The organism is Streptomyces sp. NPDC046261, from assembly GCF_040646235.1.
Taxonomy (GTDB): Bacteria; Actinomycetota; Actinomycetes; order Streptomycetales; family Streptomycetaceae; genus Streptomyces.
Map to the genome: position 1 here is coordinate 239,774 of NZ_JBEYZU010000006.1, position 23,459 is coordinate 263,232.

Sequence of the window (23,459 nt, forward strand, 5' to 3'; positions counted from 1 at the left end):
CTTTGAGCAGGACCGCCGGCACGGCCGCCAGGGGAGACCGCCTCTGGTCGGTGGACGAGCACCTCGACGACATCCTCGGGAAGATCCGCCCGCTGGAGCCGATCGAGCTGCAACTCCTGGACGCCCAGGGCTGTGTGCTGGTGGAGGACGTCACCGTCCCCGCCGCCCTGCCCCCCTTCGACAACAGCTCCATGGACGGCTATGCCGTCCGGGTCGCCGACGTCGAGGGCGCCAGCGAGCAGTTCCCGGCGGTGCTCACCGTGGTCGGCGACATCGCGGCGGGCAGCGGCGAGCTGCCCGCCGTCGGCCCGGGCGAAGCCGTCCGCATCATGACCGGCGCCCCGATGCCGCCCGGCGCCGAGGCCGTCGTCCCCGTCGAGTGGACCGACGGCGGCACGGGCGGCGGCGCCGTCACCGCCATGGCCGCCGGGCCCGGCGCGGACGACGCCGCCGGCGGCGAGGTCCGCGTCCACCGCCCCGTCGCCCCCCGCGCCCACATCCGCGCCCGCGGCAGCGACGTCGGCGCCGGCGAGATCGCCGTACGGGCCGGCACGGTCCTCGGCCCGGCCAGGATCGGCCTGCTGGCCGCCATCGGCCGCGCCACCGTCACCGTCCGCCCGCGCCCGCGCGTGGTCGTCCTGTCGACCGGCAGCGAGCTCGTCCCGCCCGGCGAGAAGCTCGCGGACGGGCAGATCCACGACTCCAACAGCTTTATGCTCACCGCCTGCGCCCGCGACGCCGGAGCCATCGCCTACCGCGTCGGAGCCGTCGAGGACGACCCGCACACCCTGCGCGCCACCCTCGAGGACCAGCTCATCCGCGCCGACGCGGTCGTCACCAGCGGCGGCGTCAGCGTCGGGGCGTACGACGTGGTCAAGGAGACGCTCTCCGGCCTCACCGGCGAGGAGGGCAGCGTGGCCTTCCGGCGGCTGGCCATGCAGCCCGGCAAGCCCCAGGGCTTCGGCCGCATCGGCCCCGACCGCACCCCGCTCTTCGCCCTGCCGGGCAACCCCGTCAGCTCCTACGTCTCCTTCGAGCTCTTCGTGCGGCCCGCCCTGCGCGCCCTGATGGGGCTCGAGCCCTTCGCCGACCGCCAGACCGTGCGGGCGGTGTGCGCCGGGGGCGTCGAGTCCTCGCCCGAGGGGCGGCGCCAGTACCTGCGCGGCCACTACGCGGACGGCACCGTCACCACGGTCGGCGGCGCGGGATCACACCTGGTCAAGGCACTCGCCGACGCCAACGCACTGATCGTCGTCCCCGAGGACGTCACGTCCGTCGCGCCGGGCACCGAACTGGACGTGGTGCTTCTCGACTGACCGGCCGCCCCGCCGGGTACGGTGGCTGCCCACAACCACCGCAGGGGCCCCGCACCGGGAGAACGATGAGCAGCGCGCAGGAGCATCTCACCCACCTCGACGACGCGGGCGCGGCCCGCATGGTCGACGTCTCGGCCAAGGAGATCACCGCCCGCACCGCCCGGGCCAGCGGCCGGGTGCTCGTCGCGCCGCGCGTCGTGGAGCTCCTGCGCGGCGAGGGCGTCCCCAAGGGCGACGCCCTCGCCACCGCCCGCATCGCCGGGATCATGGGCGCCAAGCGCACCCCCGAGCTGATCCCGCTCTGCCACCCCCTCGCCCTGTCCGGGGTCACGGTCGACCTCACCGTCGCCGACGACGCCGTCGAGATCCTGGCCACCGTGCGCACCACGGACCGTACGGGCGTGGAGATGGAGGCGCTGACCGCCGTCGGCGTCGCCGCCCTGACGGTCGTCGACATGGTCAAGGCCGTCGACAAGAGCGCCGTCATCACCGACATCCGGGTGGAGGAGAAGACCGGCGGGAAGTCCGGCGACTACGTGCGCTCCGCGCCCGCGGGCGGCGCCGCGTGAGCCCCCGCCCGGACACCGCCGCCGCACCGCAGGCCAGGGCCTACCGCGCGCTCGTGGTGACGGCCTCCAACCGGGCCGCCGCCGGGGTCTACGAGGACAAGGGCGGCCCCCTCCTCGCCGAGGGCCTGACCCGGATGGGCTTCACCGTGGACGGCCCGCGCGTCGTCCCCGACGGCGACCCCGTGGAGGCCGCCCTGCGGGAGGCGGTCGCGGCCGGTTACGACGCCGTCGTCACCACCGGCGGCACCGGCATCTCGCCCACCGACCGCACCCCGGAGGCCACCCGCCGCGTCCTGGACCACGACATCCCCGGCATCCCCGAGGCCATCCGCGCCGAGGGCACGGCCAAGGTGCCCACGGCGGCGCTCTCCCGGGGGCTGGCCGGAGTGGCCGGACGGACGCTGATCGTCAACCTGCCCGGCTCGACGGGCGGGGTGCGCGACGGCCTGGCCGTCCTGGAGCGGCTGCTCGTCCACGCCGTGGACCAGGTGCACGGCGGCGACCACCCACGTAGCCCCGCATGAACATCTGGCCCGTCGAGCTGACGGACGGCGACATCCGGCTGCGCCCGATAAGGCTGCGCGACCAGCGCGCCTGGCGCGAGGTCAACCGGCGCAACCGCGACTGGCTGCGCCCCTGGGAGGCGACCGTCCCCCCGCCGCCGCCCGGCAGCCCGCCCGCCCAGCGCCCCACCTACCGGCAGATGGTCCGCCACCTGCGGGCGGAGGCGCAGGCCGGGCGGATGCTGCCGTTCGTGATCGAGTACCGGGGCGAGCTGGTGGGCCAGCTGACCGTCGCCGGGATCACCTGGGGCTCCATGTGCTCGGCCCACGTCGGGTATTGGGTGGACGAGGCGGTCGCGGGCCGGGGCGTGATGCCGACGGCCGTCGCGCTGGTGGTGGACCACTGCTTCCGCACCGTGGGGCTGCACCGCGTCGAGATCTGCATCCGGCCCGAGAATCTGCCCAGCCGCCGGGTGGTGGAAAAGCTCGGTTTCCGCGAGGAGGGGCTGCGGCCGCGCTATCTGCACATCGACGGCGCCTGGCGCGATCACCTGGTCTACGCGCTGACCGCCGAGGAGGTCCCCGAGGGGCTGCTGAGCCGCTGGCGGCGGTCCCGTCCGGTCGACGGAAGCGGGGCCGGGGCGGGCGGCTCCGCAGAAATAAAATAAACGTTCGAATTTGACTGTCAATTGACGGTATTCGTTGACTTCCGGTCTCAACAATCACAAAAAAAGTTCGAGATATCAGCCGGATCGTGCGACACACCGCGCCAATTGGCGGAATCCGCCGCGCGTCCCCCTCTACCGTTGGACGGGTGAGCAGCAGCGGCCTGATCTACGCAGTCATCGTCGGGGCCTGGGCCGCCTACTTGGTGCCGATGTGGCTCCGTAGGCAGGACGAGCTCAATGAAGCCCGTCCGACGGAACGCTTCAGCACGGCCATCCGGTTGCTGTCCGGACGGGCGGGCATGGAGCGCCGTTACGCCAAGGACCTCGAGGGGCGCGCCCCCGCCGAGGCGCCGGCCTCCACGGAATCCGTGGAGCCGGAGCCGGAGCCCCGCGCGCCCGAGCCGGACGTCGCGACCGAAACGGTCGACGCCCGGTCCTTCGGCGCGCCCGCCCCCGGGGCGGCGCAGGGCCCGGCGGCGGCCTCCGCCCCCGCGCCGGGGTCGGTGTCCGCGCAGACGGCCGCCGAGCGCGCCCGCCGCTCCAAGGTCCTCGCCCGCAGGCGCCGGACCACCGTGCTGCTCTTCCTCGCCTTCACCGTCGGCGCGATCGTCGCGGGCGTGGGCGGCCTGGCCTTCCTGTGGGCGCCCGCCGTCCCGGCGGCGCTCCTGAGCGCCTACATCTGCTACCTGCGCATCCAGGAGCGGCGCCGGTTCGCCTTCACCATGGACCAGCGCCGCGCCGAGCTGGCGGCCCAGCGGCTGCGGGAGGGCCGGCCGCGCCCTCACGCGGCGGCCCCGGAGGAGCGCGAGGGCGGGGCCGCCGCTGACACGGTGATCCACCGCCAGGCGCCCGGCCCCGGCGACGCGTCGCCGCACAGCGCGGGCCGCCGCGCCCTGGTGGAACAGACCGACCACGCGGAGTGGGTCGACCAGCAGCGCGACCGCGGTGCGGGGGAGGGCTGGGAGCCCGTGCCCGTACCGCTGCCGACGTACGTCTCGGCGCCGGTCGCCCCCCGCGCCGGTGCCGGCGTCGACCTGGGCGGCCCGGACACCTGGAGCTCCGCCCGCTCGAGCACCGCCGAGCCGACCGCCGACCACGGGCAGCCGGCCCCCGAGGAGCGCCGCGCGGGCCGCTACCGCCGCCGCCCCCGCGAGCGCGGCCGCACCCCGCTGTTCGACCAGTACGCCGACGACGACCGCCCCCGCGCCGCCAACGAGTGAGCCGGCCGGTCCCGCCGGTCGCACCTGCCCGCACCGCGTCGACCAGCGGCGGGGCAGGGGAGCGGATTTCCGGGCACCCCGATGGGGATGCTAGAGTTTCACTCGTTGCAAGGGCCTGTGGCGCAGTCCGGTAGCGCACCTCGTTCGCATCGAGGGGGTCAGGGGTTCAAATCCCCTCAGGTCCACCGCAACAACTGTTCTTGAGTCAGCTCAGGGATGGTTGACGAGATCCCGTCCGATCATCAGATCGGGCGGGATCTTTGTGTTTCCCGGGGTCGGGCGCCCCGTCGAACTGAAGCCCCCTCAGAGACCTCTTCCGGAATCCCTCTTCTCACTTCTATGCGGGGGCTTGCGTAACCACTACAGGCGGAGCACTATGTGCGAAGTGGTTTCGCCCCCGGGGGCGTGACCGCCCGGACCGCCTAAGAAACGAGGACCACCTTGCGCAAGCTCACCTACTTCGTCGCCTGCTCGATCGACGGCTTCATCGGCGACCCGAGTGGTGACGCATCGTCCATGTTCCAGTTCGTGACCGAGGAGTTTCTGGACTTCCTGAAGACGGAGTACCCGGAGACCATCTCGGCCGAGGGGCGGAAGGTCCTCGGCTGTGAGGGCCTGGGAAGCCGGCACTTCGACACGGTGATCCAGGGGCGGGCCAGTTATCAGCTCGCCCTGGACGTCAACATCACCAGCCCGTACGGGCATCTGCGCGAGTACGTCGCGTCGCGGAGCCTGGAGGAGTCGCCCGACGCGAACGTCCGGCTCGTCTCCGGCGACCTGGTCGGCGCCGTCCGTGAGCTCAAGGCGGAGGACAGCGAGCTCGGCATCTGGCTCTGCGGCGGCTCGCAGCTCGCGGGTGAGCTGATCGACGAGGTCGACGAGCTGGTGATCAAGACCTATCCGCAGGTGTACGGCTCGGGCATGCCGATGTTCGGCACCCACTTCGCGGTCACCGACTTCACGCTGGAGTCCGTCCGCTCGTTCGACAACGGGGTGCTGGTCAGGACGTACAGCCGCAAGCGGTAGTGGTCCGCGTCCGCGCCGCCGTCCCGTCCCGCCCCGCCGGCATCCGTGCCGGCGGGGCGGTTGCGTGCCGGTCCTGGTGCGGACCAATGATCATTTTGTGATCCAGATCATGTTTCCCGGGGCGGTGAAACGGTTCTGCGGATATGTGGGGCCATGACACGATCATGCCGATCGTCTACCTCGGGTAATCCCGCGAGGCGCGATCGCCGCTCTTCCCGTTGCCGTGTGACGCGACCTTGGGGTGTCAACTCCCCCGGGGCGCCCCCACCTCACGCTCCCGAGGATCAACTGTGCGCAATACCACCAGGTATGCCGTTTTACCTGCTCTGACCGCCGCGTCCCTGCTCGCCGTCACGGGGTGTGCCGGTGGGAGCCCGTCCGCCGCCGGTAAGGCCGGGGACGCCGAGCCCGTGGCCGCCAGCTCCGCCGCCGGGGCCTCGCCCCAGCTCGCCGTGGCGGCCGCCCCGGCCGGGCAGGCGGCCCCGAGCGCCGTGGCCTCGCCGGCCAAGGGCACGGGTCCCAAGGCGGCCAAGTCGTCCCTGAAGGTCGCCTCGTTCGACCAGCGCAGCGGACGGGCCGTCATCTCCGGTGCCCCGGCGGCCAAGAAGCCCAAGGGCGTCGCCCCCCGGCCGTCCGGCTCCCCGTCGGCCCCCTCCGACCGGCAGACGAACGTGACCGTCGGCGACGTGATCGCCAGCGCGCCCGCACCCGGCGCTCCCCACGGTGTCCTGGCCAAGGTCACCCAGGTGCTCGGCACGACCGAGCGGGGCACCGAGGTCAACACCGCCCCGGCCACCCTCGACGCGCTGCTCGGGGACTCCGAGGCCAAGGGCAAGGTGGCCGTCGACCCGTCCGCCGTCACCGTGGACCCGCTCGTCGAGGGCGTGAAGGTCTCCTGGGCCAGGCCCGGGGGCGTCCACGTGGGCCCGCAGGGCGCCAAGGTGCCGCTGGGCAACCTGCGGCTCGACGTCGGGGCCTCCATCCCGACGCCCAAGGACTCCCCGGTCCAGGCCGAGGCGTCGGCCCGGGGCTTCGTCCAGCTGGCGCCCGAGGTCGACTTCTCCTACGACGGCAAGGGCTTCGGCTCGGGCCGCGGCCCCGGCACCGCGTCGCTGGCGCTGTCCGGCGAGCTGACCTCCGCGTGGGAGCTCAAGGGCCAGGCGGCGGCGACCACGGCGGACAAGCCGTACCGGCTGCCGTTCGCCAAGCTGCACGCCGATCCGGTCATCCAGGTCGGTCCGGTGCCGGTCGTCGTCAACCTCGACCTCACCTGCTATCTCCAGGTTGACGCCGAGGGCAAGCTCAGCGTCGACGTCAAGCAGGACCTGAAGGGCGACTTCAAGGTCGGCGGCTCCTACACCTGGGGCAAGGGCTGGACCCCCGTCAGCAAGGCCGAGATGAACGCCAGCCCGGTGCGCGCCACGGCGACCGCCTCGGGCAAGGTCAAGGCCGCGCTGGGCGCGGAGGCGTCCGTGGGGCTCTACGGCGCGGTCGGCGTGAGCGCCAACCTCTCGCCGTACCTGCGGGCCGAGGGCGAGGGGACGGCCACGGCCGCCACCGACGGCTCGGCGTCCGCTTCCGGGAAGTGGGCGGCCTACGGCGGCGTGGATCTGACCGGTGCGCTGCAGGCGCAGCTGAAGATCTTCGGTACGCCGTTGTTCGAGCGGCGCCTTCCGTTCGACATCTTCCACAAGGAGTGGAAGCTCGGTGGAGGTGAGGGGGCCGTTTCCGTGCCGCCGAAGAAGCGGTAGGCAAGCCCCCGTTCGCAACGCCCGAACGCCGTACGAGCCGCCCTGCGGCTCGTACGGCGTTCGGGCGTTCGGCGTTCACAGCAGTGACGCCACCGTCCTCGCCACGCGGACGATGTCGCCCGTCGGGCGGGTCCGGGTGGCGGGGGGCCGGCGGGTCCAGCGGTCCTCCAGGGTGTACCAGTCGAGCGGTCTGGGCTTGCGGCCCTCTTCCAGGGCCGCGTCCAGTTCGGCGAAGTAGGTCTTCCAGCGCAGCCGGTAGAGGCCGCCGACCAGGCCGGCCCACTCGCGGTTGGCGTAGTCGTGGAGCTTGCCGGCGTCGGCCGAGGCGCGGGGGCCCCAGACCGTCAGCAGGGACAGGGCGTCGTCCTGCAGCCGGTCGCGTTCGGCGTCCGTCGAGCCCCAGGCGCGGGCGCCGGCGATCCAGCGGCCCAGCAGGTGGCGTTCGTCCGTGGCGACGATCTGCTCGAGCAGGTCCGTCCACTCCAGCCACTGCCGGGTCAACTCGCCGAAGCGGGTGCGGTCCCCGGCGTCGTAGGCCGCCTTGATACGGGGCAGCAGCAGCCGGCTGCGGTTCGCCACGCACTGGCGGGTGACGTCGAGGAGGTCGTAGCGGTAGGCGGAGCTGCCGCGCAGCGCCGGGGCGACGGACAGCAGCGCGGGCAGCGCCTTGTCGAACTCGGCGGCGTCGTAGCGCAGTGCGCGGGGCGACCAGGTGGCGCCCCGGTTGGCCGTGAGGTCCGGGCGGGCGCCGAAGAGGCCGTCGGCCTGCTCGCTCCAGCCGTCGGCGCGGGTGGTGCCGTAGGCGGTGCGGCGCAGGACGTCCCAGGCGCGGGCGGCACCCGCGTCGCGGGCCCCGTAGCGGCTGACGGGCCACCGCTCGAACCAGGACTTGAGATCCACGGGCCCGTCCGTCCAGGCCAGGTCGGAGAAGAGGGCGAGGGCGGCGGGGTTGTTGTCGGCGGCCTCGGGCATGGCGGCGATGCCCCGCAGCGCGCTGCCGGGCTTCGTGCGCCAGCGGTGGTAGAGCTGGGCCCAGTCGGGGGCGTTGGCGCCCAGCGCGGTGTGGCCGCCGAAGTTCCAGATGGTGCCGAAGGTGTAGGGGGTGCCGCCCCAGTCGGCCTCGCGGTCGGTGATGGTCGCCTTGCGGTCGGAGAGGCCGTCGAGGATGAGCATCCGGGAGCGGTCGACGGCGTCGACGATCTCCCGCCGGGGGTTCTGCTGCCAGCCGAGAATGGCCCAGATGGCGCCCGGGTGGGCGGCGCGCAGGGCCTTCTCCACGGCCCGGGCGGCGTCGCCGACCGGTACACCGCCGGGGGAGCCGCCCTCGTGCAGCAGGTCCATCTTGTACAGCGAAGTGGCGCCGTACAGCTCCTGTTGCGTGCGGTAGAAGGTGCGGGCGACGGCGGCGAAGTGGGGGGTGCGGGGGTCGAGCCAGTCGGGGCGGGGGAAGCCGCCCCAGTCGCCCTGCGGGACGATCCGGGCGCCCTTGTTGCGCTCGGCGAAGCCGGGCGGCACGGTGCCGTAGTAGCCGGGCAGGACGGGCGTCATGCCCAGCTCGCGCAGCCGCCGTACGATCTTCTGGCCGAGGCCGGTGCGGCGGTCGAGGAGCTCGCGGGAGACGGGCCCGCCGAAGGAGGCCATGTTCTGCATGAGCCACCACGGCTGGTGCGCGGGGCCGGGAATCCACCGGCGGATCTCGGCGTCGGTATAACCGTGCTGGAGGAAGGTGCGGTGGTAGACGGCGTCGGCGCCGGCGTAGACGAGGACTTCGTTGAAGCCGTGCAGGGCCAGGACGTCGATCTCGCGTTCCCAGTACGCCCAGTCGTGGTACGGGCCGGTGTAGCCGTCGTTGGTGTCGTTGAGGGCGAAGCGGTGGACGGCGTTGGAGGTGCCGGTCACCGGGGCGCCGACGGCGGGGAGGCGGCCGGGCAGGGCGGTCTGCTCGCCGTTCCAGGAGATGTGGGCGTGGGCGACCTGCCGCAGGTACCGGTGGAAGCCGGCGAGCTGGACGGCCGGGGTGGTGCCCTCGACGGTGATCCGCCCGCTCGCCCCCGACACCCGGAAGACGTCGTGGCCGCCCCGCCGCGGGATCGTGCGGAAGGCGACCTGGGCGTGGTGCCGGGGCAGCAGCCGGGCCAGGGCCGCGGCGGCGGCACCGCCCGCCGCCGGGGCGGCTCCCGCCGCTCCGGCGGGGGGAACGCCCACCGCGCCGAGTGCGGCGGATCCGGCGAGGGCGCCGAGGAGCGTACGACGGGCGATGTGCATGAGTGACCTCCGGGGCCGTGGCACTGCGGCGACGGGCTGGACTGGACCACTTGAGCGCGGAGATCCTATGAGTCGGCGACAGGAATCGGTCAAGGGCACGGGCGGCTTACCAGCCACGCCGGTTACATTTGGCACGAATGGCCCCACCGACCGGTCCCGACCTGCTAAGTCCGCCCCACGCACGCCCGTTCCGCCCGCCCCACCCGTCCTGCCCGTACCGCCCCTTCCGGTCCCCCTGGCGTGAGGAATTCCGTGCGACCACTCCACGCGACGCTCGGCGCCGCGGCCCTCGCCGCCGGGCTGCTGTGCGGACTGCTCTGCGGGTGCGCCGACCCCGGCGGGCTCAAGGTCGCCGGCCCCGCCCACACCCCCTCGCCCACCGCCGGCCCCGTCTACGTCGTCGAGGGCCCGGGCCGGCCCCCGCTGCGCGGCCCGGCCTCCCTGGAGGCCGGCGGCTCCGTCCGCCTCACCGGCCTGCGCTGGCGCTCCTGGGGCGGGCCGGCCGCCGAGGCCACGGGCACGGTGAGCAGCGGCCGGGACACCCCGTACCAGGCCAGGGTCACGCTGAGCGGGCTGGTCCGGAAGGACCGTTCCGCCTACTACAGCAGGGCCACGGTCGTCGCCGCGGAACTCCCGCCCGAGCGGCAGCGCGCACTGCGCGACCTGTGGCTCTTCGTCCCCGGGCACTAGCCGCGCACCCCCGCCGCCCAGCCGACCGACAGCCGACCGACAGTCGGGCGACCGCCAAGCCAGCCGAGCGATAGCCGCCGCCGAGGAGTCTTTGCCGATGGGTCTGCGCACGAAGATCGGTGTGGCGATCACCGCCACCGCCGCGCTGGTCGCCGTCCTCATCGGACTCGTCGTCCATCACCGCACGGCCGTCAACCAGTTGGAGACCGCGCGCGAAAGCCTCGACCAGCGGCTGGTGTCGGCCGCCGAGGACCACGCGGCCGGCGTCGACCGGCCCCGCCTGATTCTCAACCCCTACCGCATGCCCGAGCCCCTGCGCCGGGCGGCGGACCGGGGGCAGCGCGCCACCTATCTGGACCGGTCCGGGCCCGAGCCGATGCTGTGGGCGGCGATGCGCGTCGGCGACGACACCGTCGTCCTCAAGCACTCCTACCGCCGGCAGGCCCGCAACCTCCGGGGCCTGGACGAGGACCTCTGGCTCGCCGGCGGGGTCGGCACCGCGCTGGCCTGCGTCGTCGGCGTGGGCCTCGCGACCATCGCCGGCCGCCGGCTGACCGCCTCCGCCCGTACCGCCGAGCGCATCGCCGACGGCGACCTCACCGCCCGGCTGCGGCCCCGGGGCGGCAAGGACGAGATCGCCCGGCTCATCCACGCCGTCAACACCATGGCCGACGCCCTCGCCGCCCGCCTCCAGGCCGAGCGCGAGGTCACCGCCAACATCGCCCACGAGCTGCGCACCCCCGTCGCGGGCCTGGTCGCCGCGGCCGAGCTGCTGCCCCCGGGCCGCCCCGCCGAGATGGTGCGGGAGCGGGCGCGGCGGGTGCGGTCCCTGATGGAGGACGTCCTGGAGGTGGCCCGCCTCGACGGGGACGCCGAGCGGGCCGATACGGACCTGCGGGCGCTGGGCGAGCTGACGCGGCGGGCGGTACGCGCGGCGGCCGGCCACGGCGAGGGGAACGCGGAGGTACGGATCGTGCGCGACTGCCTGGTCGAGACGGACGCCCGCCGGGTCGAGCGCATACTCGCCAACCTCGTCACCAACGCCTTCCGGCACGGCGGCGGGCCCGTCGTGGCGGAGGTCGACGGCGGTGTCATCCGCGTCCGCGACCACGGCCCCGGCTTCCCGGCGCACCTGCTGGCGGGCGGCCCGCAGCGCTTCCGTACGGGCTCGGGCGCCGGCCTCGGCCTGGGGCTGACGATCGCGGCCGGGCAGGCGCGGGTGCTGGGCGGGCGGCTGGCCTTCGCCAACCCGGCGGGCGGGGGAGCGCAGGCGACGCTGGACCTGACGGGCGCGGTGCGGCCGGCTCCGCCGGAGGGCGGCGACTGAGGTGCGGTGGTGGCCGACAGGCCCAACAGTGGAAGCTGTGAACGACAACGTCCTGTTCCTCAATGCCGACAGCCCGCGGAAGGGCCACCAGGCGCTGGACGCCCTGCGCCAGGCGCACGCCGACGGCGACATCACCCTGCGAGAGGGCGCGGTGATCGCACGGGACGCGGAGGGCGCCCTGGACTTCCCCGACGCCGCCGACAACACCGGCGGGGCGCCGGCCTTCGCCATGGGCGGCCTGCTCGGCGGACTCCTGGGCATCCTCGGCGGGCCCCTCGGGGTCCTCGTCGGCTTCGGGGCCGGCGGCCTGATCGGCGGCATCCACGACGCCCGGGCGGCCACCGCCTCGAACGCCGCCCTGGAGATGCTGGCCGCCGAGGTGCCGCCCGGCAGCACCGTACTGATGGCCGAGGTCCGCGAGGAGAGCCCGGAGATGGTCGACGACGTCCTCGCGCCCTTCGGCGAGGTGCGGCGCTACCCGGCGGAGCGGGTGCGCGCGGAGGTGGAGGCGGCGATCGCCGCCGGCCACCACAAGTAGCCTCCGCTCAGCGCAGGCGTTTGCCGAAGCAGCGGCTGCTGTCGTAGCAGCGGTAGAGGCCGAACTTGGGCACGACGGGCTCGTATCCGCTGGAGAGGTACAGGGCGATGGCCTCGGGCTGCCGGTTCCCCGTCTCCAGCACCATGCGTATCCGCCCGGCCTCCCGCGCGCTGTCCTCCAGCGCCGCCAGGATCCGCCGCGCCAGCCCCAGCCCCCGCGCCCGCGGCACCACGTACATCCGCTTCAGCTCCGCGTCCCCGTCCGCGTAGCCGCCCTCCCCGCCGGAGTCCACCGACCGCCAGCCGCCGGTGGCGACCGGCGCGCCGCAGGCGTCGTACGCGATGAGATACAGGCCACGCGGCGGGGCGAACTGCGCCGGGTCCATCGGGGTGAGATCGCCGTCGCCGTACCGCTCGGCGTACTCCGATTGCACCTGGTCATCGAGCTTCACGGCGTCGGGATGGTCGTAGGCGACCGGCATGATCTCCATCCCACGGATCGTACGGGCGGCCCGCCGCCACCCGGCAGGGGGCGGTGGAAGTCGGTTATCGTGCCCGGATGCTGACCGTAACGACCGCAAATGTGAACGGGCTGCGCGCCGCCGCGAAGAAGGGCTTCGTCGAGTGGCTCGCGGGCACCGAGGCCGACGTCGTGTGCCTGCAGGAGGTGCGCGCCGAGCCCCACCAGCTGCCCGACGAGGTGCGCGAGCCGGAGGGCTGGCACGTCGTGCACGCGCCGGCGGCGGCGAAGGGCCGCGCGGGCGTCTCCCTGTACTCCCGGCGCGAGCCGGACGCGGTGCGGATCGGCTTCGGCTCGGCGGAGTTCGACGGCAGCGGCCGGTACGCCGAGATCGACCTGCCGGGCGTCACGGTCGCCAGCCTCTACCTGCCCTCGGGCGAGGTGGGCACGGAGCGCCAGGACGAGAAGGAACGCTTCATGGCGGAGTTCCTCCCCTACCTGGTGGGCCTGAAGGCCCGCGCGGCGGCGGACGGCCGCGAGGTCGTGGTGTGCGGCGACTGGAACATCGCCCACACCGAGGCGGACCTGAAGAACTGGAAGGCCAACCGCAAGAGCGCCGGCTTCCTGCCCGAGGAGCGGGAGTGGCTGACCAAGGTCTTCGAGGAGTACGTGGACGTCGTCCGCGCCCTGCACCCGGGCGTCGAGGGACCGTATTCCTGGTGGTCCTACCGGGGCCGCGCCTTTGATAACGACTCGGGCTGGCGCATCGACTACCTCGTCGCCACGCAGGGCCTCGCGCAGCGGGCGCTGAAGGCCCGCGTGGAGCGGGCGGCCACGCACGCGGAGCGGTGGAGCGACCACGCGCCGGTGACGGCGGTCTTCGGGGCGTAGGCACGCGGCGGCGAGAGGCCCCACCTGTGCGTCCTCCGGGGGAGGAACGCGTGGGCGGGGCCGAGCCGGGACGACTCAGACGAGGCTTACCCCGGCCTGAGCTTTGATGGTCTCCACAGCGTCGCTGGTGAGCCACCGAAGCGGCACGACCGTCCAACGGTCGCCCTTGCGCATGATCACGGCGTTGCCGTCCTTGGTGCGCCCGATGTGGATAAATCCATGGTCGCGACGTAGGTCTTTCGCCAGGTGCTCGCCGTGGATCATGCGCTACTTCCCTTCGCGCTCCTCGTCGTCGGCCATGCTGCTGTAGACGTTACCGTTCTGCGCGACCTGCGTATCGGGGTCGGTGACCTGGTCCCTGCTATTCGGCGACCCCAAGGAACTGCGCCAGCTTGCGGAGCCCAGCGGGCCTCGCGGAGCGGGCCCACAGATCACTGACAATGGCCACGGCCAAAGTGTGGTGCCGCATCCAGGCGGGGGCGACGCGTCGTAGCGCTTCAAGGGCTTTCACCGCGCCCTCGGCGTCCCCCACGTCAGTGTGGGCGCGCGCCACGTCCAGCAAGAGCCACGTACGCCACGAGGGCGGCGTGTCGGCGCTCAGCCTTATGCCCTTGGCCAGCGACAGGGCTTCCTCGGGCCGCTCGTGCTGGACAGCGAGCCGGACCCGCTCGATGCGCACGGACGACCGGCTGAACACCGACACGAGCCGACCGTCCGCAGGGGGCGGCAACTTGGCCAGACGGCCGGCCGCGCGCTCCGCAGTACGCATCATCGCGTTGGCCGTGTCGTAGTCGTCGCTCCTGGCGTACGACGTGGCGGCGGACATCAGGAGGCCACCCCACACGCGGACGCCTTCCGCCGTGCCCGCCTGCTCCCGCTCCACTGCGTCAGCGGCATGTACGGCAAGGTTCCGCGCGTCGTCCAACCGTGCTTGCCGCTGGTACGCCCATGCCACGGAGTTCGACACCATCGGGGCGAGCAGCGGGTCCGAGGAATCCCCGGCGGCCGCGTAGGCACGCTCCAGCGCGGTGAGGGCGAGATCTGTCTTACCGAGACGGATGGCCAGGTGGCCCCCCAGTTGCAGCGCCTTGCCGAGTGCTGCCTGGCCCGCTGCCTTCTGATCGGCGTTGCCCACGGCAGCGAGGAGGCGGGCGTCGGAAATGATGCCCGGCAGTACGTCCATGAGACGGCCGAACTCCGCCGAGTGGTACAGAGTCCAGCCCTCGGCGAGTTCGGCCCTCACAAGGGGCAGGGACAGCTGCTCCGCGCCCGTGGGCTCGACGGGGGGAGCGAAGAGAGGCGGCATGATCGCGCGCCGGACGGCAACGAGCCGGGGTGGGTCCGCGTCGCCACTTGAGGGGACGGCCGGCGGGTCGCCCAGAAGGGCCGTCAGCTCCACACCCAGCCCCTTGGCGAGTGCGTGCAGCGTCGGCAGTCGTGCGCTGTGCTTACGGCGCTGCTCCAACTTCCGGATCACGTCAACGGACACCCCGGACCGTTCGGCCAGTCCCTCTTGGGTCAGATCAGCGAGACGGCACAGCCGGGCAATGCGATCGCCCATGTGCTCAGTAGCCATGCCTCAGAAGCTACGCCGGGTGGTCCGTCCATGTGATCGATCCGGGAACCCGTACAGGTCCTTCGGCGCCGCCTGAGGTCATCCCGCAGGGCGAGGCGCCTTCGCCGCGTGGTGGAGGCGGTTCCGTCCGGGGGTGGATGGCGGGGGAGGGGCGTTCGAGAACGATGGGTTCAGGCGGTCGCCGTTCGGGGCCGTCTTCTTCCAGAACCCGGAGTTCCCATGGCATCCCTGTCCCCGCGCAAGGCGGCGGCCGTGCTCGTGGCGCTCGCCGCGACCGTGACCCTGGGCGGCGCCACCACCGCCTCGGCCGGTACCGACCACGCGACGTCGCGGCAGCAGCCCGAGCTCGCGAGTGTGAAGGGGGCGGCGTCCTTCATGCTGCCGTTCTTCCCGGACGACGACGTCCGCTCGTTCACCTTCGACGCGCAGGCCGCCCCCTATAGCAAGCCCCTGCCGGGGGTGCCCACCGGGCTGCCCACCGATGCCCGCGGCACGGTGAAGGTGTCCCACTACTTCGCGAAGACGGGAGTCACCGCCACGGCGGAGGGCACGGTGGACTGTCTGGTCACCGGGCCGCGTACGGCGACGCTGACGGCGGTCATCACCAAGGTCGGCCCCGGCGGGCCGGACTGGGTGGGCATGCGGCTGGGGTTCAGCGTCCTGGACGGCGGCAAGGACAAGGGCACCTCGAAGGACCGGGTGGGGTTCTCCTGGGCGGTGGCCAACATGGTGCCGCACGGGGACAAGGAGCCCACGTCGGCCGAGGTCGGCACGTGCATGGCCCCGGCGCCGTACGCCCCCGTCACCAAGGGCGGGTACACCGTCGAGCACGCCGAACTGCCGGTCATGCCGAAGCGCTGACGCCGCGTCAGTGGCGGTCCGGCCGGGTCCGGAGCTCCGCGCGGACGCGGCGGTCCATCGCCAGGGAGAGCTCCGCGTCGACGACGGTCTTGGCGATGGGCCGCAGCCGGTCCAGCACCTCGCCCACCCGGTCCGGCCCGTCCGCCGCCGCGGCCGCAAGGACGTGGGTGCGGATCAGCGCGGTGAATGCCTCCGCGAGGGCGTCGGCGTGGGCCCGTACCTCGCGGGCCGTGGCGAGGACGGCGGCGAGGGGGACGCCCTCGCGGACGAGGGTCGTGGAGGCGTCGAGGAGGCGGCCGCTGATGTGGACGATCTCGTCGCCGTCCGCCGCGAGGTAGCCGATGTCGAGGGCGGCGGTGAGGTTCTCCGGCGTGACCTCGCCCTCGAAGCGGTCGGCCAGCTCCTCGGGCGTCAGACGGACGGCCGTCTCCTGCGACCAGGGGGTGGTGATGGCGGCGCCCGCCAGCCCCAGCAGCTCCCCCACGTCACGGCCGCACTCGAAGGCGGCCAGCAGCTCGGCGATGCCGCCGAGGGTGTGCCCCCGCTCCAGCAGGGCCGCGATCGTGCGCAGCCGGGCGAGGTGGTGCTCGCCGTACCAGGCGATGCGGCCCTCGCGGCGCGGTGGCGGGATGAGCTTGCGCTCGCGGTAGAAGCGGAGCGTGCGGACGGTGATGCCGGCCTCCTCGGCCAGCTCCGCCATCCGGAATTCGCGCTTCCCGCCGCTCGCGCCCGGGGCCCTCTCGTCGTTCGCCACGCCGGAAGCCTACGGGTGAACGGCCGGGTAACTTCCTTGCCTCGCGCCTCTATCGCCCCGGCCGCCGCCTGCCGTACGCTCCCACCGTGCCAGCGAACACTGGCACGGTCGACGGAACGCAGGCTCCCAGGAGGCGGCATGGTCGAGCACGGACGGCGGCGGCACGTACGGGTGGCGGTGATCGGATCGGGGTTCGGCGGCCTGGGGGCGGCCATCCGGCTGCGCCGCGAGGGCATCACCGACTTCGTCGTCCTGGAGCGCGCCGACGCCGTCGGCGGCACCTGGCGCGACAACACCTACCCCGGCTGCGCCTGCGATGTGCCCTCCCACCTCTACTCCTTCTCCTTCGCCCCCAATCCCGCGTGGCCGCGCAACTTCTCCGGCCAGCCGCACATCCGCGCCTACCTGGAGCGGATCACCGACACCTTCGGCCTCCGGCCGCACCTGCGCCTGAACTGCGAAGTACGCGGCATGCGCTGGGACGGCGACGAGCTGCGCTGGGAGATCGCCACCACGGATGCCGCCTACACCGCCGACGTCGTCGTCTCCGCCACCGGGCCGCTCTCCGACCCGAAGGTCCCCGACATCCCCGGGCTGGCCGGCTTCACCGGCCCCGTCTTCCACTCCGCCCGCTGGGACCACGGCTACGACCTGCGCGGCAAGCGCGTCGCCATGGTCGGCACCGGGGCCTCCGCCGCCCAGATCGTGCCCGCCATCCAGCCGGACGTCGCCCGCCTCACCCTCTTCCAGCGCACCCCGCCCTGGGTGCTTCCGCGCGCCGACCGCCCGATCAGCGCCGCCGAGCAGTGGCTGCACAGCCGCGTGCCGGCCACCCGGGCGCTGCGCCGCGGACTGCTGTGGGGGGTACGGGAGTTGCAGGTGGGCCTCTTCACCAAGTGGCCCGACCGGCTCGGGCTCGTGGAGCGCGTCGCCACGGCCCACCTGGACAAGGCCGTCAAGGACCCGGCGCTGCGCGCCAAGCTGCTGCCGGACTACCGCATCGGCTGCAAGCGCATCCTGCTGTCCAACGACTACTACCCCGCGCTCACCCGCCCCAACGTGGACGTCGTCGCCTCCGGCCTCGCCGAGGTGCGCGGTTCCACGCTCGTCGCCGCCGACGGCACCGAGGCCGAGGCCGACGCGATCGTCTTCGGCACCGGCTTCCAGGTCACCGACATGCCGATCGCCGAACGGGTCACCGGCGCGGCCGGCACGACGCTCGCCGAGGAGTGGAAGGACGGCATGGCGGCCCTGCGCGGCGCCAGCGCCGCCGGCTTCCCCAACTTCCTCACCATCATCGGCCCCAACACCGGCCTGGGGAACAGCTCGATGATCCTCATGATCGAATCCCAGCTGAACTACCTCGCCGACTACATGCGCCAGCTCGCCACCCTCGGCGGCCGGGTCGCCCTCGACGCCCGCCCCTCCGCCGTACGCGCCTGGAACCGCAAACTCCAGCAGCGCATGACCCGCACCGTCTGGAACACCGGCTGCACCAGCTGGTACCTGGACGCCAATGGCCGCAACACCACCGTCTGGCCCGGCACCACGGCCGAGTTCCGCAAGGTGACCCGGCGCATCGACTTCGCCGAGTACCAGGTGCTGCGCCCGCCCGGCCGGACCTCCCGGCCGGCCGCCCGCGCCGAGGCGGCACGATGAGGGCGCGCACCGGCCTGGCCGGCCAGGTGGCGGTCGTGACCGGGGCCGCGCGCGGGGTGGGGGAGTCGCTCGCCCGCAAGCTGGCCGCACGCGGGGCGAGCGTGGCCCTGGTGGGGCTGGAGCCCGACAGACTGCGCGGTCTCGCCGGCTCGCTGGGGGAGCGGGCCGCCTGCTGGCACGCCGACGTCACCGACCAGGAGGCGATGACACGGGTGGCGCGCGAGGTCAGGGCGCGCTTCGGCGCCGTGGACGTGGTCGTCGCCAACGCCGGCGTCGCCACCGGAGGTCCGCTGGCCGCCTCCGACCCGGACGCCTGGCGGCGCGTCGTCGAGGTCAACCTCATCGGCAGCGCCGTCACCGGCCGCGCCTTCCTGCCCGCCCTCGCCGAGAGCCGCGGCTACCTCCTGCAGATCGCCTCCCTGGCCGCACTCGCCCCGGCCCCGCTGATGAGCGCGTACTGCGCCTCCAAGGCGGGCGTGGAGGCGTACGCGCACAGCCTGCGGGCCGAGGTCGCGCACCAGGGCGTACGGGTGGGGGTGGCGTATCTGAGCTGGACGGACACCGACATGGTGCGCGGCGCCGACGCGTACGAGGTGATGCGCGAGATGCGCCGCCGGCTGCCGTGGCCCGCCGGCCGCACCTACCCCCTCGGCCCGACCGTCGACCGCCTGGTGACGGGCATCGAACGGCGCTCGGCGCACGTCTACGGACAGCGCTGGCTGCGCGGCTTGCAGCCGGTGCGCGGCCTCCTGCCGGCGCTGGCCGCCGCGGGCGGGCCCCGCGAGATGCGGCGGGCCGAGCCCGGCCTGGCAGGGGTGCGCCCGGGGCTGGTGGGGCCGGGCGGAGCGGCGGACATGAAGACGAGCACGGAGCGTCATTGATCGAAATGCGCGGTATGTCCGGGCGTGTGAGGCTGGTCGGGGCCCACCCACCCGATCTCCCCGAGGAGTGACCACGCATGGGCATCAAGGACCAGATGCAGAACAAGGCCCAGCAGGCCAAGCAGAAGGCCGAACAGGCGAAGGAGAAGGCCCAGCAGAAGGGCCAGGAGACACAGGACCGGCTCAAGGAACGCAAGGGGCAGCAGGAGAACCGCCAGCAGTCCTTCGACGACCTCCGGGACGAGACGGACGACCGCTGACGGACGACCGCTGACCAGGCCCGCACACGAGGGGCGCACCCGGATCCGGGTGCGCCCCTCGCTCGTACGCCCGCTGATGTCCGGGGGCGTTCAGCGCGGCGGCAGTTCGGGGCGGCGCAGGTCCGGCACGTCCGAGTAGTCCGGGGGCTCGGCGGTGCCGCGCCGCTCCAGCAGGTCGAGCGCGACCCGTACCGCGTCGTCCAGTTGCCGGTGACGGCCCTCGGCCCAGTCCAGCGGCGTGCGGTCCACCTCGATGTCGGGCTCCACGCCGTGGTTCTCCACGCCCCAGCCGTACGCGCCGAACCAGGCCGCGTTCATCGGCACCGTGATCGAGGTGCCGTCGACCAGGCGGTGCCGCCCGGTCATGCCGACGACGCCGCCCCAGGTGCGCAGGCCCACGACCGGCCCGATGTCCTGGAGCTTGAACGCGGCGGTGATCATGTCGCCGTCGGAGGAGGTCATCTCGTCCGCGATGGCCACGACCGGGCCGCGCGGGGCGTTGCTGGCGTACGACACCGGCTGGGCGTCGCGCGTGAGGTCCCAGCCGATGATGGTGCGGGTGAGCTTCTCGACGACGAGCTCGCTGATGTTGCCGCCCGCGTTGCCGCGGACGTCGACGATCAGGGCCGGGCGGGACATCTCCATCCGCAGGTCGCGGTTGAACTGGGCCCAGCCCGAGCCGCCCATGTCGGGGATGTGCAGATAGCCGCACCGGCCGTCGCTCAGCTCGTGGACGACCGCGCGGCGCTTGGTCACCCAGTCCTGGTAGCGCAGCGGCCGTTCGTCGATCAGCGGCACGACCGCGACCCGGCGCGGATGCCCCTCGCCCCCGGGCGCGTCGAAGCTCAGCTCCACGGTCGTGCCGCCGGCCGCCGCCAGCAGCGGGTACGGTCCTGCGACCGGGTCCACCGGGCGCCCGTCGACATGGGTGAGCACCCAGCCCTCGCGGATGCCCGAACCGGCCAGCGGCGAGCGGGCCTTGGAGTCGGAGGACTCACCGGGCAGCACGCGCCGCACGGCCCAGGTGCCGTCCTTGCGGTGGGTGAGGTTGATCCCGAGCAGGCCGATGGCGCGCTGGTAGTGCGGCGGGCCCTCGTTGCGGCGCGCCGGGGTGACGTACGCGTGCGAGGTGCCCAGCTCGCCGAGGACCTCGCGCAGCAGATCGGCGAACTCGTCGGGGGAGGCGACCCGTTCGACCAGCGGACGGTACTGCTCCAGCACCGCGTCCCAGTCGACGCCGCACATGCCGGGCTCCCAGAAGTACGCCCGCACGATGCGGCCCGCCTCCGCGTAGGCCTGGCGCCACTCGGCGGCGGGGTCGACCTCGTGGAGGATGCGCCGCATGTCGACGTAGACGGTCGAGTCGGCGTCCGCCGGGTCCGTGGCCGGCACCACCCGCAGGTCGCCCTCGTCGTTGACGACGAGGCGGGTGCCGTCACCGCTGACCGCGTACCAGTCCAGGGAGGCGGTCAGCTCGGTGCGCTTGGCCTTGACCAGGTCGAAGTGTTCCAGCGTCGGGCGCCCCGAGGTCTCGGCCGGGTTGGCGAACGTCTCGCCGAGCGCGCCGGAGATCGGCCAGCGCAGCCACACCAGGCCCCCGCCGCTGACCGGATGGAGGGAGGAGTACTTCGACGCGGCCACCGGGAACGGCGTCACCCGGTTCTCCAGCCCCTCCACCTCCACCGTCACCGCCCCGCCGTCGGCGCTCTCCCCGCCGGTGTCCAGGTCCAGCCCACCGCCCGCCGGCCGGCCCTCGGTCGACAGGGCGAACGGCGAGGGCGTCACCGACGACAGCGGTACGAGATAGGGGCGGCAGCCCAGCGGGAAGGACAGGTCGCCGGTGTGCACGTCGTAGACCGGGTCGAAGCCGCGCCAGGAGAGGAAGGCCAGATAGCGGCCGTCGCGGGTGAAGACCGGCTGCTCGTCCTCGAAGCGGCCGTTGGTGACGTCCACGATCATCCGGTCGGACAGTCTGGCGATCTTGATCTGGCGCAGCGAACGCCCGATCACCGGGTGCGACCAGGTCAGCCACGCCGAGTCGGGCGAGAAGGCCAGGTCGCGCACGGGCCCGTTGGCCGACCGGATCAGCTCGTCGGCCTCCCTGGCTGTACCTGCCCCACCTGCCCCACCTGCCCCGCCCGCTCCTCCCTCTTCGTCGGGCGAGGCGTCCACCAGCAGCAGCCGCCCGTCGTGCGCGGCCACGGCCAGCCGCCGGCCGTCCGGCGAGGCGAGCAGCTCGTGCACCCGCCCGATGCGGCCCGCCGCCAGCCGCCGCGGCCCGGAGGGGCCCGCGGCGCGCGGCAGCTGGGCGATCTCGATGGCGTCCTCGCCCTCCGCGTCCGTGACGTACGCGACCCGGCCGGTCGCCCCCAGCATCTCCGGCAGCCGGACCCGTACGCCCGGGGTGTCGGCCAGGGCGCGGGCCGGCCCGTCACGATGGGTCAGCCAGTACAGACTGCCGCGCACCTGCACCGCGCTGGCCCGGCCCGTGCCGTCCACGCTCAGCGACTCGACGTGCCGGGCGGCCTGCACCTGGTACGTGCGCCGGCCCGCCCGAGGCCCGCCCAGCCGCAGGTCCAGCCGGCGGGGACGGCCCCGGGGGCCGAAGTCCTCGGCCAGCCACACCTCGCCCGCGCACTGGTAGACCACGCGCGAGCCGTCCGTGGACGCGTGCCGGGCGTAGAAGTCCGCGTGATCGGTGTGGCGGCGCAGGTCGGAGCTGTCGGGGCGGCAGGAGTAGAGGTTGCCGACGCCCTCGTGGTCGGAGAGGAAGGCGATGCGGTCGCCGACGAACATCACCGAGTCCAGATGGCCGCGCAGCTCCGGCAGCAGCCGGTCGCACTGCAGCCACAGCCGCCCCATGGCGCCGCCCCGGTAACGCTTCCAGGACGCGGGCTCGTGCGGCGGCTTCCCGGTGAGAATCAGCGTCCTGTGCTCGCCGCCCACGTCCGCGACGGCGATGTCGGACAGCGGGCCCCAGGGCAGCTGGCCGCCGGGACCGCCGTCGGTGGGCACCTTGTACGCCCAGGAGAAGTACGAGAACGGCTGGCCGTGCGAGCTGACCGCCAGAATGTGGGACACCCCCTCCTCCGGGGGCGTCCAGCCGCAGACCCGCGTGTCGGTGCTGCCCCAGTAGGTGAGCCGGCGCGCCGGGCCGCCCTCGACCGGGGCGAGGTGGATCTCCGGGTCCAGACTGCGCCAGCTGGTGAAGGCGATGTGCCGCCCGTCGGGCGAGAAGCGCGGATGCCCCACCCTGGTCCGGTCCACGGTCAGCCGCCAGGCCCGCCCGGCGCCGGCCCCGGGCGCGGTCAGCGGGGCGAGCCACAGGTCGTCCTCCGCCGCGAAGCAGAGCAGATCGCCGTGCAGATGAGGAAAGCGGATGTAGGCATCGCTCACCCACCCATGGTTTCGGCCCCGCATCCCCCCGGCAACTCGGTCCGTGACGCAGAACACCATCGAAACGATGCCGTTTCGATCGCCGCCTCACGTACGCTGCTGTACGAAACCGTTTCGTACGACTCGTGTGAAGGGAGGCGCGGATGCCCACGGAACCACCCAAGCCGGCGGGGCGCCGCACCCGACTGACCCCCGAACGCGAGGGCGAGCTCTACGACGCGGTGCTCGCGCTGCTGCGCGAGGTCGGCTACGACGCCCTGACCATGGACGCCGTGGCCGCGCGCACGCACTCCAGCAAGGCCACCCTCTACCGCCAGTGGAGGGGCAAGCCCGAGCTGGTCGCGAGCGCGCTGCGGCACACCAAGCCGGTCAGCCTCGCGGACATCGACACCGGCACGGTGCGCGGTGACCTCCGGGCCATGGTGTGCGACGCCGACGAGGAGCGGATGGAGCGGGACGCCGCCCTCATGCGGGGGCTGCAGCGCGCCATCCACGACCACCCCGACCTCAACCGGGCGCTGCGCGAACTGCTCATCGAGCCGGAGATCGCCGGGCTCGAGGCGATGCTCAGGCGCGCGGTCGACCGGGGCGAACTCGCCGCGGACAACCCCGCCCTCGGGCTCGTCGCACACATGATGTTCGGCGCGTTCATGGCCCGGCCGCTGGTCGAGGACCGGCCCGCGGACGGCGAGTACCTCGCCCGCGTCATCGACGCCGTGATCCTCCCCGCTCTCGGCGTATGACCCCGTTATTCACAGCCCCCCACCGAGGCTCCACCTGACGCACCGCTCTCGTCGGGCTGGTTCCCATACCCGGTTCCTTACGTTTCCGACCCGACGGGAGCACCAC

Annotated in this window: 22 protein-coding genes and 1 tRNA gene; 17 read left to right on the forward strand and 6 right to left on the reverse strand. The window is 73.5% G+C overall.

Features of this window, described 5'->3' with window-relative positions; translation table 11 throughout:
* Nucleotides 1-2 precede the first annotated feature (2 nt).
* From glp to ABZ956_RS14435, 8 genes are all read left to right on the forward strand, one after another.
* Entirely contained in the window at nucleotides 3-1,316 is a 1,314-nt protein-coding gene (gene glp / locus ABZ956_RS14400) for a gephyrin-like molybdotransferase Glp (protein ID WP_361892042.1), read from the forward strand.
* Between the two features lie 65 nt (nucleotides 1,317-1,381).
* On the forward strand, nucleotides 1,382-1,885 hold the full coding sequence (gene moaC / locus ABZ956_RS14405; RefSeq protein ID WP_361892045.1) for a cyclic pyranopterin monophosphate synthase MoaC: 504 nt from the start codon (nucleotides 1,382-1,384) through the stop codon (nucleotides 1,883-1,885).
* Nucleotides 1,882-2,409 carry a MogA/MoaB family molybdenum cofactor biosynthesis protein gene (locus ABZ956_RS14410; RefSeq protein WP_361892048.1) on the forward strand — a complete coding sequence of 176 codons (528 nt, stop codon included), beginning with the start codon at nucleotides 1,882-1,884 and terminating at the stop codon, nucleotides 2,407-2,409. The genes moaC and ABZ956_RS14410 overlap by 4 nt, the downstream gene beginning before the upstream one ends.
* On the forward strand, nucleotides 2,406-3,056 hold the full coding sequence (locus tag ABZ956_RS14415; RefSeq protein ID WP_361892051.1) for a GNAT family protein: 651 nt from the start codon (nucleotides 2,406-2,408) through the stop codon (nucleotides 3,054-3,056). The genes ABZ956_RS14410 and ABZ956_RS14415 overlap by 4 nt, the downstream gene beginning before the upstream one ends.
* Nucleotides 3,057-3,202: 146 nt before the next feature.
* Entirely contained in the window at nucleotides 3,203-4,276 is a 1,074-nt protein-coding gene (gene glpR / locus ABZ956_RS14420; RefSeq protein WP_361892054.1) for a gephyrin-like molybdotransferase receptor GlpR, read from the forward strand.
* A 111-nt stretch (nucleotides 4,277-4,387) separates the two neighbouring features.
* Nucleotides 4,388-4,461 (forward strand) — tRNA-Ala (locus tag ABZ956_RS14425).
* A 256-nt stretch (nucleotides 4,462-4,717) separates the two neighbouring features.
* The gene (locus ABZ956_RS14430) at nucleotides 4,718-5,302 is read left to right on the forward strand and encodes a dihydrofolate reductase family protein (protein ID WP_361892057.1); all 585 of its coding nucleotides are present in this window, start codon (nucleotides 4,718-4,720) and stop codon (nucleotides 5,300-5,302) included.
* A gap of 290 nt (nucleotides 5,303-5,592) precedes the next feature.
* The gene (locus ABZ956_RS14435) at nucleotides 5,593-7,053 is read left to right on the forward strand and encodes a hypothetical protein (RefSeq protein WP_361892060.1); all 1,461 of its coding nucleotides are present in this window, start codon (nucleotides 5,593-5,595) and stop codon (nucleotides 7,051-7,053) included.
* Between the two features lie 75 nt (nucleotides 7,054-7,128).
* Here the strand turns inward: ABZ956_RS14435 and ABZ956_RS14440 are convergent, their stop codons facing one another.
* Nucleotides 7,129-9,318, reverse strand: coding sequence for an alpha-N-acetylglucosaminidase (locus tag ABZ956_RS14440; protein WP_361892063.1), 2,190 nt, complete (start codon nucleotides 9,316-9,318; stop codon nucleotides 7,129-7,131).
* A 252-nt stretch (nucleotides 9,319-9,570) separates the two neighbouring features.
* On the opposite strand from ABZ956_RS14440, the gene ABZ956_RS14445 reads away from it, so the two are divergent.
* From ABZ956_RS14445 to ABZ956_RS14455, 3 genes are all read left to right on the forward strand, one after another.
* Nucleotides 9,571-10,008: a hypothetical protein gene (locus ABZ956_RS14445; RefSeq protein ID WP_361892065.1), complete on the forward strand. Its 438-nt coding sequence runs from the start codon at nucleotides 9,571-9,573 to the stop codon at nucleotides 10,006-10,008.
* A gap of 97 nt (nucleotides 10,009-10,105) precedes the next feature.
* A complete protein-coding gene (locus ABZ956_RS14450; RefSeq protein WP_361892068.1) occupies nucleotides 10,106-11,335 on the forward strand; it encodes a HAMP domain-containing sensor histidine kinase in 1,230 nt (409 codons plus the stop codon).
* 37 nt (nucleotides 11,336-11,372) lie between these two features.
* Nucleotides 11,373-11,873 carry a DUF1269 domain-containing protein gene (locus ABZ956_RS14455; RefSeq protein ID WP_361892071.1) on the forward strand — a complete coding sequence of 167 codons (501 nt, stop codon included), beginning with the start codon at nucleotides 11,373-11,375 and terminating at the stop codon, nucleotides 11,871-11,873.
* Nucleotides 11,874-11,880: 7 nt separating this feature from the next.
* Here the strand turns inward: ABZ956_RS14455 and ABZ956_RS14460 are convergent, their stop codons facing one another.
* Nucleotides 11,881-12,363 carry a GNAT family N-acetyltransferase gene (locus ABZ956_RS14460; protein WP_361892074.1) on the reverse strand — a complete coding sequence of 161 codons (483 nt, stop codon included), beginning with the start codon at nucleotides 12,361-12,363 and terminating at the stop codon, nucleotides 11,881-11,883.
* Between the two features lie 68 nt (nucleotides 12,364-12,431).
* On the opposite strand from ABZ956_RS14460, the gene ABZ956_RS14465 reads away from it, so the two are divergent.
* The gene (locus tag ABZ956_RS14465) at nucleotides 12,432-13,223 is read left to right on the forward strand and encodes an exodeoxyribonuclease III (RefSeq protein ID WP_361892077.1); all 792 of its coding nucleotides are present in this window, start codon (nucleotides 12,432-12,434) and stop codon (nucleotides 13,221-13,223) included.
* A gap of 75 nt (nucleotides 13,224-13,298) precedes the next feature.
* Here the strand turns inward: ABZ956_RS14465 and ABZ956_RS14470 are convergent, their stop codons facing one another.
* Both ABZ956_RS14470 and ABZ956_RS14475 read right to left on the reverse strand, forming a co-directional pair.
* On the reverse strand, nucleotides 13,299-13,487 hold the full coding sequence (locus ABZ956_RS14470; protein WP_361892080.1) for a hypothetical protein: 189 nt from the start codon (nucleotides 13,485-13,487) through the stop codon (nucleotides 13,299-13,301).
* 97 nt (nucleotides 13,488-13,584) lie between these two features.
* A complete protein-coding gene (locus ABZ956_RS14475) occupies nucleotides 13,585-14,799 on the reverse strand; it encodes a helix-turn-helix transcriptional regulator (RefSeq protein WP_361892083.1) in 1,215 nt (404 codons plus the stop codon).
* A 219-nt stretch (nucleotides 14,800-15,018) separates the two neighbouring features.
* On the opposite strand from ABZ956_RS14475, the gene ABZ956_RS14480 reads away from it, so the two are divergent.
* Nucleotides 15,019-15,660: a hypothetical protein gene (locus ABZ956_RS14480; RefSeq protein WP_361892086.1), complete on the forward strand. Its 642-nt coding sequence runs from the start codon at nucleotides 15,019-15,021 to the stop codon at nucleotides 15,658-15,660.
* A 7-nt stretch (nucleotides 15,661-15,667) separates the two neighbouring features.
* Here the strand turns inward: ABZ956_RS14480 and ABZ956_RS14485 are convergent, their stop codons facing one another.
* Nucleotides 15,668-16,360, reverse strand: a complete 693-nt coding sequence (locus tag ABZ956_RS14485) for a MerR family transcriptional regulator (RefSeq protein ID WP_361892468.1) — start codon at nucleotides 16,358-16,360, stop codon at nucleotides 15,668-15,670.
* Between the two features lie 192 nt (nucleotides 16,361-16,552).
* Between ABZ956_RS14485 and ABZ956_RS14490 the strand changes: the two genes are divergently transcribed.
* From ABZ956_RS14490 to ABZ956_RS14500, 3 genes are all read left to right on the forward strand, one after another.
* A complete protein-coding gene (locus ABZ956_RS14490) occupies nucleotides 16,553-18,073 on the forward strand; it encodes an NAD(P)/FAD-dependent oxidoreductase (protein WP_361892089.1) in 1,521 nt (506 codons plus the stop codon).
* The gene (locus ABZ956_RS14495; RefSeq protein WP_361892092.1) at nucleotides 18,070-18,954 is read left to right on the forward strand and encodes an SDR family oxidoreductase; all 885 of its coding nucleotides are present in this window, start codon (nucleotides 18,070-18,072) and stop codon (nucleotides 18,952-18,954) included. The genes ABZ956_RS14490 and ABZ956_RS14495 overlap by 4 nt, the downstream gene beginning before the upstream one ends.
* 77 nt (nucleotides 18,955-19,031) lie before the next feature.
* The gene (locus ABZ956_RS14500) at nucleotides 19,032-19,214 is read left to right on the forward strand and encodes a hypothetical protein (protein ID WP_361892095.1); all 183 of its coding nucleotides are present in this window, start codon (nucleotides 19,032-19,034) and stop codon (nucleotides 19,212-19,214) included.
* Between the two features lie 90 nt (nucleotides 19,215-19,304).
* Here ABZ956_RS14500 and ABZ956_RS14505 read toward each other — a convergent pair whose 3' ends face one another.
* Nucleotides 19,305-22,634: a S41 family peptidase gene (locus ABZ956_RS14505; protein WP_361892097.1), complete on the reverse strand. Its 3,330-nt coding sequence runs from the start codon at nucleotides 22,632-22,634 to the stop codon at nucleotides 19,305-19,307.
* A 119-nt stretch (nucleotides 22,635-22,753) separates the two neighbouring features.
* Between ABZ956_RS14505 and ABZ956_RS14510 the strand changes: the two genes are divergently transcribed.
* Nucleotides 22,754-23,353: a TetR/AcrR family transcriptional regulator gene (locus ABZ956_RS14510; protein ID WP_361892100.1), complete on the forward strand. Its 600-nt coding sequence runs from the start codon at nucleotides 22,754-22,756 to the stop codon at nucleotides 23,351-23,353.
* Nucleotides 23,354-23,459 lie beyond the last annotated feature (106 nt).